Genomic DNA, 11,277 nt, shown 5'->3' on the forward strand with positions numbered 1-11,277 from the left:
CGAGGGCCCGGACCTGAGCTTGCGAAGGTTGGGAGCCGGTGGGGAGCAATCGATGGGACAGGTTAGCTTCCCCGGTACGTGGAGAACGCGAAAGGGCTGAGCAGGAGCGGCACGTGGTAGTGCTCGCCGGCGTCGGACACCGTGAAGCTCAAGTCCACTTCCGGGAAAAAGGTGTCCACGCCCTGGGCCTTGTAATACGGACCTGTTGCGAAGTTCAGTCGGTAGCTGCCGCCGTCGACCTTCTCAGGGCCAAGATCCTTGATCCGGCCGTCCGCATCGGTGGTGCCGCTCGCCACGTGCTTCCAGTTGTCGCCGTCGCGCACAGAGAGAACGACGGCGACGCCGGCCGCCGGCCGCCCGGAACCGGTGTCCAGGATGTGGGTGGTTATCTGGGAAACGCTCATGTGCTGGGCACTCCTTCGCTGCTCGCGCTGTCTTCGCTGATCACGCCGGCAAGGCGCAGCAACGCGATTTCGCGCAACTGGCCTGCCACGATGACGTCTTCTTGCTCCGGGGTGTGGCTCAGGCGCTCTTGGAGGGAGCCGAGGATTTCGGTGGCTGTCCGCCCCGCGGCCCGGATGAGGAAGACGCGGCCGAACTTGGCCTCGTACTCACGGTTGCCTTCGGCCAAAGCGGTGACGACCCCGTCATCGCCGGGGTCCACGCCGGCCTGTTCGGAGCGGGACATCGCGGCTTCGGTAGTCTGTGCCTTGGGGCGTTCGCCGATCCGCGGGTGATGGGCCATCGCGGCCGCCACTTCGTCCGAAGTGAAGGGCTCGGCGGTTTCCCGGGCGAAATCGAGCAAGGAGTCCAAGCCGCTGAAGGGGCGCGCATCTGCGACGTGCTCCACCCAACGCTGGATGTCGAGGCATGGGCGGAGGACGTCGATGGCGTCCGCACGGTCCACGCTGTTGAATACTTCAAGCTTCATGCTTGTTCATTCCTCGTGCGAGTGCTGGCATCCATGGTGTTGGCTATGCGGAACTCCGGCGATTCCTGCCGGATGGACCTGCGCGCCTCCGCACTCCAGGCCTTCCACATCATGGAACTGTTATTTCAGCATACGTAATAGTGAATCCAATGACTGCCGTGGTGTCAAGAGAATACCGCACCCCGGTCCTCCGGGCCCCGCACTGCCCTTTCCCGAAACGCTCGCTCACGTTCGCCGGGTTCTACCGAAACGCTCGCTCACGTTTGCCGTCTGGTGGACAATGTCAGCAACGAGCCAAAGGAGTTCCGCCATGCCAGAGGTCCTGACTTCCCGGTATCTCTTCGGACCGGGGCCGAGCAATTGCTATCCGGAAGTGACTGCCGCGCTGGCCTATCCGGTGATCGGGCACCTGGATCCGGTGTTCATAGAACGCCTGGACCGGACATGTGCCGGGCTTCGGACAGTGTGGGGGACCCGGAACGCCCGCACCCTGCCATTGAGTGCCACTGGTTCCGGCGGCATGGAGGCTGCCTTCGTCAATACAGTGTCCGACGGCGACGTGGCGGTAATTGCCGTCAACGGGCTTTTCGGGGAGCGGATGTGTGAGGTTGCCCGGCGATGCGGTGCCACCGTGGTCCGCGTCGACCATGAATGGGGCCAGCCCGTGGACCCGGAGCGGGTCCTCGCAGCGCACCCCCATCCCAAGGTGATTGCCGCCGTCCATGCCGAAACCTCCACAGGTGTCCTGTCCGACGTCGCGCCCCTCGGCGCCGGTAAGGGCGACGCGCTCCTGATCGTGGACGCGGTGACGTCCATCGGCGGGCTGGAACTCCTGGCCGACGGGTGGGGGATCGACGTCGGGTACGCCGGGACGCAGAAGTGTCTGGGAGCGCCCCCCGGTTTGTCCCCCTTCACGGTGTCCGAGCGCGCGTTCGAGCGGCGCATCAAGGAGCCACGTTCGTGGTACCTGGATATCGGCCTTCTGGGCGGGTATGTTGGTGCGGCGAGCGGCAGCCGGACGTATCACCACACAGCGCCGGTGACCATGATCGCCGGACTCGAGGCAGGGCTGGACCGGATCTTGGCGGAAGGGCTCACGGCTGTTCAGGCCCGGCATCGTGCGGCCGGGGCTGAGTTGCGGGATGGCCTCGAGGCGATGGGGCTCGAGTTGTTTGCCGCCGAGGGCTCGCGATTGCCGAGCCTCACAACGGTCAAAGTGCCCGACGGCGTGAACTCGGCCGCCGTCCGCGCTTACCTTCTGGAGAACTTCAGTATGGAAATCGGCTCCGGGGCGGGTGCGTTCACGTCGACCGTGTGGCGGATCGGCATGATGGGTCCGAATGCCAACAGGGCATCGGTGACGCTCGTCCTTGGCGCACTGGAAGAAGCAATCGCCAAAGCCTGAGGGGCTCGCTCACATGTGGTGGCCAAGCCATGACGCTCGCTCACGTATGCAGGCCATTTCCGAAACGCTCGCTCACTCCTGGCGGCCGAGAATAGCGGAACCCTCCTGCGGATGTGAACTGCAGCAGGCTTCCGTCGTTTGGCACTATACGTGAGCGAGGGTTACGCCGATCGGCGTTATATGTGAGCGGGCGTCGGCCCGGACGGCCTTGTTTGTGAGCAGGCGTTACAGGCCGAGTTCGGCTTTGAGCGCTGCCACGTGGCCTTGGGCCTTGACTTGGTACTGGGTCAGCTTGACCTTGCCTTCGCCGTCGAGCACGACGGTGGAGCGGACCAGTCCGTCGACCACTTCGCCGTTCACCAGCTTCTCGCCCCAGGCGCCGTAGGCGAGGGCCACAGCGTGGTCTTCGTCGGAGAGGAGCGGGAACGTCAGGGAGTAGTCTCCGGCGAAGTGTGCGATCTTTTCCGGAGCGTCGGGGGAGATGCCCAGGACTTCGTAGCCGGAGGACTGCAGGCTGGAAAGGCTGTCGCGGAAGTCGCAGGCCTCGGTGGTGCAGCCGGGGGTGGCCGCTTCCGGGTAGAAGTACACGATGACGTTGCGTCCACGGTAATCCGACAGCGAGACCTTCTGGCCCTCGGAGTTAAGCAGCGCGAAATCGGGGGCCTGGGTTCCGGCGAGGAGTTTCTGGGTCATGTTGCGATCCTTGACTTGTCGGGCAACCGCCGTGGCCGGCGATCAATCTATGGGTGTAACGGGCTGCCTAGATGCAGTATTCCGCGGGTCCGCGGACTGTGGAGCCTGGTCCGGGCACGAATTGGTAGCCGCCTCCACGCACTGTGGCGATGACATGGCGGGCTGAGCCCAGCTTGCGCCGGACGCGTCCAACATACACGTCGATGGACCGAAATGCCGCGCCGGGACAGTCAAGTGACTCCAAAAAGCGTTGCAATTCTTCACGTGGGATGGCCCGGGACAGGTTTTCCACGAGGTAGCGGAGGAGGCTGTGTTCCATCGCTGTGAAGCTGACAGGCACACCGTCGAGGAGGACGGTGTTCGCGGCCAGGTCCACTGCCACGGTGCTGCGTCGGCCGGCCAGTGCGACAGGTGACGGGACAGCAGCCGGGCGGCTTCCGGCGTCGGACGCCTCCGAACCAGCGGAATCACCGGACGTTGCAGCTCCGGCGGCGGGCCAAAGGAGGACTTCCGCCCCCGGAGCAAGTTTGCGGGCCCGGGCCAGAACCGCTTCAGCGGCCCGGGACCAAACCTCGGGATCGATTTCGCGGCCTTCACCGGGCTGTACCCACACGGCAAGTCCGCGCGGGTGCATCCCGGGCCGCACCAGACCAGGCCGGAGCGCGGAAGGCCGGGGGGCGGGCTGGTGCCGCGAGGCGTTGAGCCGTGCGGGCAGTTGACCGTACGGGGCATGGACATTGACGGCCATGGCTTGGCCTTACACGCCGCCGCGGCGAATCAGCTTGCCGCTGGGCGTCCGGCCGTCGATCTCGCTGCCCCGCAGGTACGTTTTGCGTACGACGCCGGAGAGCGCCTTGCCGTCGTACGGCGTGATCGGGTTCTTGTGCTTGAGCTTCTTGACGTCGACGACGAACGCGTCGTCCGGCGCGAAGATGGAGAAATCGGCGTCGTAGCCGAGAGCCAGCTGGCCCTTGTTGTGCAGGCGGGCCAAGGCGGCGGGCTTCTCGGACATCCAGGACACTACTTGCTCCAGGGAGATGCCGCGGTGCCGTGCTTCGGTCCAGATCAGCGAGATCCCCAGCTGCAGCGAGGAGACGCCGCCCCATGCCACGGCAAAGTCGCCGTTTTCCAGGTCCTTGAGGTCAAGGGTCGAGGGGGAGTGGTCAGAGACGATGCAGTCGATGGTGCCGTCCTGCAGGCCCTGCCAGAGGAGCTCGCGGTTGGAGGCTTCGCGGATGGGCGGGCAGCACTTGTACGCGGTGGCGCCGTCGGGGATTTCCTCGGCCATGAGGGTCAGGTAGTGCGGGCAGGTCTCAACGGTGAGGTGCACGCCGTCGCGCTTTGCCGAAGCGATCATCGGGAGAGCGTCCGACGACGAGAGGTGCAGGATGTGGGCGCGCGCACCAGTCCAGCGGGCGCGTTCGATGACCTCGGCGATGGCCTTGTTCTCGGCCCCGCGCGGGCGGGAGGCAAGGAAGGTGGAGTAGTGCGCTCCGCCGGGGTGGGGTGCGTGGTCGATCGCGTGGGAGTCCTCGGCGTGGACGATCATAAGCGAGTCGAAGGACTTGAGCTCGGCCATGTCCTCTTCCATCTCGTCCGCGTCCAGGTGCGGGAATTCGTCCACGCCGGAGTGGAGCAGGAAACACTTGAAACCGAAGACGCCCTCGTCGTGCAGCGGGCGAAGGTCCTTCTTGTTGCCCGGGATGGCACCGCCCCAGAATCCGACGTCCACGAACGCCTGGTCTTCGGCGACTTCGCGCTTGAGCTTGAGGCCTTCCACGTTGGTGGTGGGCGGGATGGAGTTCAGCGGCATGTCGATGATGGTGGTGACGCCGCCGGCTGCCGCAGCGCGGGTGGCGGAGGCGAAGCCCTCCCACTCGGTGCGGCCCGGCTCGTTGACGTGCACATGGGTGTCCACCAGGCCCGGGATGAGGGTTTCGTCGTCGCCGAGTTCGATGACTTCGGTGCCCGTCAGGCCGTTGCCCAAGGGTTCGATGGCGACGATCACGCCGTTGCGGACGCCGACTTCGCGGGCGGTGATGCCGGCGGTGGTGAGGATGCGCTGGCCCCGGATGACCAGGTCAAACGGGCCGTGTGCTGTGGTGGTTTCTTCAGACATGGAGTTGCTCCTTGGTCTCGGTTCGCGCTGCGACTTGTGTGGATGCCGCTTTTTCAGAGAGGCGCACGCCGATGTGCTTGCCTAATTCTTCAAGCAGCGGGCCTGCTTCAGCTATACATTTCTCTACGTTGGATTCGAGCTCGGTCAATGCGTGGACCGACTCGAAACCGGACTCCGAAAGTTGTTCCGGGCTCAGCGTACTGCGGCCACAGACGGCAATCACAGGGATCCCGGAACGTGCCGCCGCCCGCGCCACGCCCATAGGCGTTTTGCCGAGCAGGCTTTGTTCGTCGAGGCTGCCTTCGCCGGTGATCACCAGGTCCGCGCCCGCCAGCCGCTGCTCGAGTTCAGTGAATTCGAGGACGACGTCGATGCCCGGCCTGCGTGCCGCGCCCAGCGCCGCGATGGCGATGTAGCCGACGCCGCCTGCCGCGCCGGCGCCCGGAGCCTGTGCGGCGTCCTGGGCTTCGGACCCGATCTCGTTGGAGAGGACCTGGACGAAGTGGGCCAGAGCCGCGTCGAGCGAGGCGACGTCGTCCGGCGTCGCGCCCTTCTGCGGTCCGAAGATCGCGGCGGCGCCGGTGCGGCCCAAAAGGGGATTGTCGACGTCGGACGCCAGGACGAACTCGGTGACCTCCAAGCGGACGTCGAGGTTCGAGAAGTCGATCCGGTCCAAGCGGGCCAGGGCTGCGCCGCCGCCGGGGAGTTCGTTGCCGTCCGCGTCGAGGAGGACCGCACCGAGGCCCTGCAGGACGCCGGCGCCGCCGTCGGTGTTGGCACTGCCGCCGACGCCGAGGATGATGTGCCGGCAGCCGAGGTCCAGGGCGGCGCGGATGAGTTCGCCGGTGCCCAGGCTCGTGGCACCCTTGGCCGTTTCGGTGTTCGGGGCGCTTCCGTCGCCGAAGCCCGGCAGTACGGCGAGTCCGGAGGCCGCCGCCATTTCAATGACGGCTTCCTCGCCGCGGACGGCGAATTCGGCCGTGATCGGCTGGCCCGTGGGTCCCGTGACCGTGGTGCTGCGGCGGGTGAAGCCGGAGCCGACGGCGGCGTCGAGAGTCCCTTCGCCGCCGTCGGCCACTGGAATGAGCGTGGTTTCAAAGCCCTCGCCCGGGCGGGTGGCAGCAAATCCGGCCTGCAACCCGGCGCTCAAGCGGCTGGCGACCTCGGGAGCTGACAGCGATCCCTTGAACTTGTCCGGGGCTATGACCACACGCATTCCGTACCTCCTTCAGTACTTACTAGTCCAGCAGGGCGATGATCGCAGTGGGTGCGTCTTCGCCGCGCTCGGCCAGCTCTTCGAACTCGTTCACGCCGTTGATTTCAACACCCATGGAGATGTTGGTGATCTTTTCCAGGATCACTTCGACCACCACGGGAACCTTGAACTCGTCCATGAGTGCCTTGGCCTTGTCGAACGCGGCAGGCAGGTCGGACGGGTTCTCCACGCGGATGGCCTTGCAGCCGAGGCCCTCGGTGACCTTGACGTGGTCCACGCCGTAGCCCGCTGCGGTTGCAGAGAGATCAGTGCTGTTGATGTTCTCGAACGCCAGGGACACGTTCTGTTCCATGTTGAAGCCGCGCTGCGACTGGCGGATCAGGCCCAGGTACGAGTTGTTCACCACCACGTGGATGTACGGCAGGTTGAACTGTGCGCCCACGGCCAGCTCTTCGATCATGAACTGGAAGTCGTAGTCGCCGGACAGGGCAACAACGGTCTCGTCCGGCTTGCCGCGGACAACGCCCAGCGCGGCAGGACATGTCCACCCCAGGGGGCCGGCCTGGCCGGCGTTGATCCACTTGCGCGGGCCGAAGACGTGCAGCAGCTGTGCACCGGCGATCTGCGAGAGGCCGATGGTGGATACGTAGGTGGTGTCCTTGCCGAACGCCTTGTTCATCTCTTCGTACACGCGCTGCGGCTTGATTGGCACGTTCTCGAAGTGGGTCTTGCGCTGCAGGGATCCCTTGCGGGCGGTGCACTCGGCGACCCACGCGGAGTAGTCCGGCAGGGACTTGGCTGCCTGGCGCTCGCGTGCCAGTTCGATCAGCCCGTCCAGCGTCGCACCGGCGTCGGACGCGATGCCGAAGTCCGGCGAGAACACGCGGCCGATCTGCGTGGGCTCGATGTCGATGTGCACGAACTTGCGGCCCGCCGTGTAGGTGTCCAGGCCGCCGGTGTGGCGGTTGGCCCAGCGGTTTCCGATGCCGAGCACGAAGTCGGAGGCCAGCATGGTCTCGTTGCCGTAGCGGTGCGAGGTCTGCAGGCCCACCATGCCTGCCATCAGCTCGTGGTCGTCCGGGATGGTGCCCCAGCCCATGAGGGTGGGGATGACCGGAACGTTGAGCAGTTCGGCCAGTTCAACCAACTGCGCGGAGGCGCCGGCGTTGATGATGCCGCCGCCGGCGACGATCAGCGGGCGCTCGGCTGCGGTGAGCATGTCCAGTGCCTTTTCCAGCTGCTTTCGGCTGGCCTTCGGCTTCTCGACGGCGATAGGCTCGTACGCGTCGATGTCGAACTCGATCTCGGCCATCTGCACGTCGAACGGCAGGTCCAGCAGGACCGGGCCCGGACGTCCGGAACGCATCAGCTGGAAGGCCTTCTGGAAGGCGCCCGGAACCTGGCCCGGTTCCAGGATGGTCATGGCCATCTTGGTGACCGGCTTGGCGATGGACTCGATGTCCACGGCCTGGAAGTCTTCCTTGTGCAGCTTGGCAACGGGGGCCTGGCCGGTGATGCAGAGCATGGGGATGGAATCTGCCCAGGCTGCGTACAGGCCGGTGATCATGTCCGTTCCTGCGGGGCCCGAGGTGCCGATGCAGATACCGATGTTTCCGTCGGCTGCGCGGGAGTAGCCGTCAGCCATGTGGCTGGCGCCTTCAACGTGGCGGGCCAGGGTGTGGCGGATGCCGCCGTGTGCCCGCATCGCGGAATAGAAGGGGTTGATTGCCGCGCCTGGCAGGCCGAACGCCTCGATGGCGCCTTCCTTTGCCAGGATGGCGACGGCTGCGTCTACAGTGCGCATCTTCGTCATGGTGTGCTCCTTGAAAGTCTGTTTTTGGGTGTTGTAGGGGAGCCGCCGTCGTGAAGTACGACGGCGGTTGCCCGGTTTTGCTTGTTATCGCGCCTGAGCGCGTGGCTTTACTTTCGGCCGCTGAGCTGGAGGACCTGCTTGAAGAGGCCCGAGTGGTCGAGTCCGCCGTCGCCCTGGTTGACAGTGGCGGCCACGAGCTGCGCGACGACGGCGCCGAGCGGGATTGCGACGTTGGCTTCGCGGGCTGCGGAGGTGACGATGCCGAGGTCCTTGTGGTGGAGGGCCAGGCGGAAGCCGGGGTCGAAGTTGCGGTCGAGCATCTTCTGGCCCTTCTGGTCGAGGACCTTGGAGCCGGCCAAGCCGCCGCCGAGGACCTTGAGGGCTGCGTCCGTGTCCACGCCGTAGGCCTCAAGGAAGGCGATGGCCTCGCCGAGGACCTCGATGTTGACGGCCACGATCAACTGGTTGGCTGCCTTGACGGTCTGGCCGGAGCCGGAGGGGCCGACGTGGACGATGGTCTTGCCGACGGCGTTGAGGACATCCTGTGCCGCTTCGAAGTCGGCTGCGTCACCGCCGACCATGATGGACAGGACTGCGTCGATGGCGCCCTGTTCGCCACCGGAAACGGGGGCGTCGAGCGGGCGGATGCCGGCCGCGACGGCGTCTGCCGAAAGGCGGGCTGCGACGTCCGGGCGGATGCTGCTCGCGTCGATCCAGAGGGTGCCCTTCTTCGCGTTGGCGAAGACACCGTCCGGGCCGCTCACGACACCTTCGACGTCGGGGGAGTCCGGCACCATGGTGATGACGACGTCGGCGTCCTTGACGGCGTCGGCGATGCTCGTGGCACCCTTGCCGCCTTCGGAGACGAGCTTGTCGATCTTGTCCTGGCTGCGGTTGAACCCGGTGACGGTGTGGCCGGCCTTGACCAGGTTGATGGCCATGGGAAGGCCCATGATTCCGAGTCCGATAACTGCAACGTTGCTCATGATTTTCCTTACTGAAGTCTTTGTTTTAGCTCAGGTGTGCTGGACCCAACTGGCTCGCAGTTGATGTCGTTTTGAGGGCTCTAAACGACAACAACTGCTACTCAGTTGGCGCGTTCGCTAGTGGGAGGTGGCGCGCTGGCGGATGGCCCAGCTGAACGCCGTTTCCTGCGGTTCCTTGTATTCGAGGCCGATGTAGCCTTCGTAGCCGAGTTCGCGGCTGCGGGCGATCCATTCGCCGAGGGGAAGCTCCCCGGTTCCGGGAGCCCCGCGGCCGGGGTTGTCGGCGATCTGGATGTGGCCGAAGTCCTTGGCGTGGTTTTCGATGACGGCTGCGACGTCGTCCCCGTTGACTGCCAGGTGGTAGAAGTCGGCGAGGAGCTTGACGTTCGTGGCGCCGGATTCTTCCTTGACGCGGGCGATCACCTTGAGGGCGTCGGCGGCCTTGAGGAGCGGGTACTTGGGGGCGCCGCTGACGGGCTCGAGGAGGACAGTGCCGCCGATGCGTGCGACGCCATCCGCCGCGCTGGCGAGGTTCTCGGCACCGATGGCGTCCTGCTTCTCGGGGGATTCGCCGTCCGCGCGGTTGCCGTAGAGGGCGTTGAAGGCCTTGCAGCCGAGCCGCTCGCCGATGCCTGCGACGACGTCGATGTTGTCCAGGAACTCGGAGGAGCGGGCGGGCCAGGACACCAGGCCGCGGTCGCCGCCGGGCATGTTGCCGGCGTTGAAGTTCAGGCCGGTGAGCTGAACGCCAGCGTCCTTGATGGCGTTCTCGAACTCGGTGACCTGGGCGTCCGACGGAACGGAGGTCTCAAAGGGCCACCAGAATTCGACGGCGTCAAAGCCGGCAGCCTTCGCAGCTGCGGGGCGCTCGAGCAGGGGCAGCTCCGTCAGGAGGATGGAGCAGTTCACTGTGTACGTCATCGTAGGTGTCCTTCCGGGGGAGGGCTTGGGATCCATCTTCCGCTTGGCTTGTCCTCTTCGGCTAGTTCGCCGCGTCGAGTTTCCGCTTTGTGGAATTTAGATTCTGCTTTATGAAAAGTTTAGGGAAGGAGGGGGTGGGAGTCAAGGGGGTCTTCCGTGTGGAGCGGGTTTGGGATACCAAGTGACGGGCTTGGGTGGGCTGGGAGTAGGCGACTGGGGTGCTGCGTCCACTCTCGCCTCGCTGTCCGATGGCGTCACCTCTCTACGTGCTCACCCTCGATTTACACGGAGATGCGCCACCGGCCACACGGAGATTGCCCGATTCCACACTGAGATTCCGGTCTCCCAGCACTGAATTTCGGCTTTTTCACACTGAGACGGCTTTTTCGCCCTTAGCCTTCCCGTATCAGTTTCGATTTCAAATCGGAACCACAGATCGATTGGGGGATTCATGGAATGTCGCGGCTTGATCGCTCGGGAAGTCTTGGCGGCAACGCCCGCCCGTGCGACTGCGATCCCGGACCAAAACGGGTTCCGAGAATGATCTTTTCATCAGCTAGCCGCAGCGCGGCCACTGCGTGCGTGGCTCGCCTTTGTCGCTGGCAGCGTCGTCTCTAGGCACCGGCGATGGGAAGGCTGTTCGTTCTCGCGCCGGGGCTTGCGGTGGTCACATTCGTGGCGCGCCTGATCCGGGGCAGGGGGCGGGCTCCCCCGTTCGTGAAGTCAAGGACTCGCGAGCCGCGATCCCGGACTCGTTCCGTGCGATCGGCTCAGGGTGGAGAACATGTTCGATATTCATGTCTGACCAGAAGCGCGGTCGGAATTCCAAGACCGGCCGGTAATTGAGAATGGGGAATCGAATGAAAATGGTTAGGAATGCAAGGAAGGCAGTGGCGGCAGGAGCACTGACGGCTCTTATGGCAATTGGGGCTGCGTCGGGAGCGCAGGCCACTAGCGCATCGGGCACGGCGTATTTCGACAACGGGCAGCCGATCACGGCAAATATGTGGATCCAGCCGGTTTCAAATGGCGGTTGTGGGAGCTTTTCCTCGTCGGCGGTGATGAATGTATCACCCAATTGGATCCGCAATACGACATCGTTCTACCAGTACGGAGTTGGGTCTATCAGTATCAAGGGAGTGGAGTCCCGCATAGTGGTGTAACGCCACGGTGGTTGTCTGCGTCGTTGCTGA

Annotated in this window: 10 protein-coding genes; 1 reads left to right on the forward strand and 9 read right to left on the reverse strand. The window is 65.0% G+C overall.

What is annotated here, in order from left to right:
• Positions 1–62: 62 nt before the first annotated feature.
• Together uraH and uraD are read right to left on the reverse strand one after the other, a co-directional pair.
• Complete coding sequence (uraH, locus tag QRN45_RS12155; protein ID WP_241710130.1) at positions 63–404, reverse strand: hydroxyisourate hydrolase; 342 nt, start codon at positions 402–404, stop codon at positions 63–65.
• Positions 401–931 (reverse strand): 2-oxo-4-hydroxy-4-carboxy-5-ureidoimidazoline decarboxylase, encoded by a 531-nt coding sequence (uraD, locus tag QRN45_RS12160; RefSeq protein WP_284763527.1) that lies wholly within the window; start codon positions 929–931, stop codon positions 401–403. Before uraD ends, uraH begins: the two co-directional genes overlap by 4 nt.
• A gap of 310 nt (positions 932–1,241) precedes the next feature.
• On the opposite strand from uraD, the gene QRN45_RS12165 reads away from it, so the two are divergent.
• Positions 1,242–2,336, forward strand: a complete 1,095-nt coding sequence (locus QRN45_RS12165; RefSeq protein WP_264637000.1) for a pyridoxal-phosphate-dependent aminotransferase family protein — start codon at positions 1,242–1,244, stop codon at positions 2,334–2,336.
• A gap of 225 nt (positions 2,337–2,561) precedes the next feature.
• On the opposite strand, the gene bcp is transcribed toward QRN45_RS12165, so the two are convergent.
• The 7 genes from bcp to QRN45_RS12200 form a co-directional block, all read right to left on the reverse strand.
• A complete protein-coding gene (gene bcp, locus QRN45_RS12170; protein WP_078107485.1) occupies positions 2,562–3,029 on the reverse strand; it encodes a thioredoxin-dependent thiol peroxidase in 468 nt (155 codons plus the stop codon).
• Between the two features lie 67 nt (positions 3,030–3,096).
• Positions 3,097–3,777 carry a winged helix-turn-helix domain-containing protein gene (locus QRN45_RS12175; protein ID WP_284763528.1) on the reverse strand — a complete coding sequence of 227 codons (681 nt, stop codon included), beginning with the start codon at positions 3,775–3,777 and terminating at the stop codon, positions 3,097–3,099.
• 9 nt (positions 3,778–3,786) lie between these two features.
• The gene (allB, locus tag QRN45_RS12180; protein WP_078107487.1) at positions 3,787–5,148 is read right to left on the reverse strand and encodes an allantoinase AllB; all 1,362 of its coding nucleotides are present in this window, start codon (positions 5,146–5,148) and stop codon (positions 3,787–3,789) included.
• Positions 5,141–6,364 (reverse strand): glycerate kinase, encoded by a 1,224-nt coding sequence (locus tag QRN45_RS12185; protein WP_284763529.1) that lies wholly within the window; start codon positions 6,362–6,364, stop codon positions 5,141–5,143. Before QRN45_RS12185 ends, allB begins: the two co-directional genes overlap by 8 nt.
• A gap of 22 nt (positions 6,365–6,386) precedes the next feature.
• Positions 6,387–8,177: a glyoxylate carboligase gene (gcl, locus tag QRN45_RS12190; protein ID WP_284763530.1), complete on the reverse strand. Its 1,791-nt coding sequence runs from the start codon at positions 8,175–8,177 to the stop codon at positions 6,387–6,389.
• Positions 8,178–8,284: 107 nt separating this feature from the next.
• Positions 8,285–9,163 (reverse strand): 2-hydroxy-3-oxopropionate reductase, encoded by an 879-nt coding sequence (locus tag QRN45_RS12195; RefSeq protein ID WP_078107490.1) that lies wholly within the window; start codon positions 9,161–9,163, stop codon positions 8,285–8,287.
• A gap of 117 nt (positions 9,164–9,280) precedes the next feature.
• The gene (locus tag QRN45_RS12200) at positions 9,281–10,084 is read right to left on the reverse strand and encodes a hydroxypyruvate isomerase family protein (RefSeq protein WP_264636994.1); all 804 of its coding nucleotides are present in this window, start codon (positions 10,082–10,084) and stop codon (positions 9,281–9,283) included.
• Between the last annotated feature and the right edge of the window lie 1,193 nt (positions 10,085–11,277).

Origin of the sequence: Arthrobacter sp. efr-133-R2A-63, from assembly GCF_030209795.1 — a bacterium.
In the GTDB taxonomy this organism is placed as follows: domain Bacteria; phylum Actinomycetota; class Actinomycetes; order Actinomycetales; family Micrococcaceae; genus Arthrobacter; species Arthrobacter bambusae_A.

What these genes read in the sequence shown, in the direction of transcription:
- uraH (WP_241710130.1), bottom strand. Translation starts at nt 404, where the DNA reads ATGAGCGTTTCCCAGATAACCACCCACATCCTGGACACCGGTTCCGGG.
- uraD (WP_284763527.1), bottom strand. Translation starts at nt 931, where the DNA reads ATGAAGCTTGAAGTATTCAACAGCGTGGACCGTGCGGACGCCATCGAC.
- QRN45_RS12165 (WP_264637000.1), top strand. Translation starts at nt 1,242, where the DNA reads ATGCCAGAGGTCCTGACTTCCCGGTATCTCTTCGGACCGGGGCCGAGC.
- bcp (WP_078107485.1), bottom strand. Translation starts at nt 3,029, where the DNA reads ATGACCCAGAAACTCCTCGCCGGAACCCAGGCCCCCGATTTCGCGCTG.
- QRN45_RS12175 (WP_284763528.1), bottom strand. Translation starts at nt 3,777, where the DNA reads ATGGCCGTCAATGTCCATGCCCCGTACGGTCAACTGCCCGCACGGCTC.
- allB (WP_078107487.1), bottom strand. Translation starts at nt 5,148, where the DNA reads ATGTCTGAAGAAACCACCACAGCACACGGCCCGTTTGACCTGGTCATC.
- QRN45_RS12185 (WP_284763529.1), bottom strand. Translation starts at nt 6,364, where the DNA reads ATGCGTGTGGTCATAGCCCCGGACAAGTTCAAGGGATCGCTGTCAGCT.
- gcl (WP_284763530.1), bottom strand. Translation starts at nt 8,177, where the DNA reads ATGACGAAGATGCGCACTGTAGACGCAGCCGTCGCCATCCTGGCAAAG.
- QRN45_RS12195 (WP_078107490.1), bottom strand. Translation starts at nt 9,163, where the DNA reads ATGAGCAACGTTGCAGTTATCGGACTCGGAATCATGGGCCTTCCCATG.
- QRN45_RS12200 (WP_264636994.1), bottom strand. Translation starts at nt 10,084, where the DNA reads ATGACGTACACAGTGAACTGCTCCATCCTCCTGACGGAGCTGCCCCTG.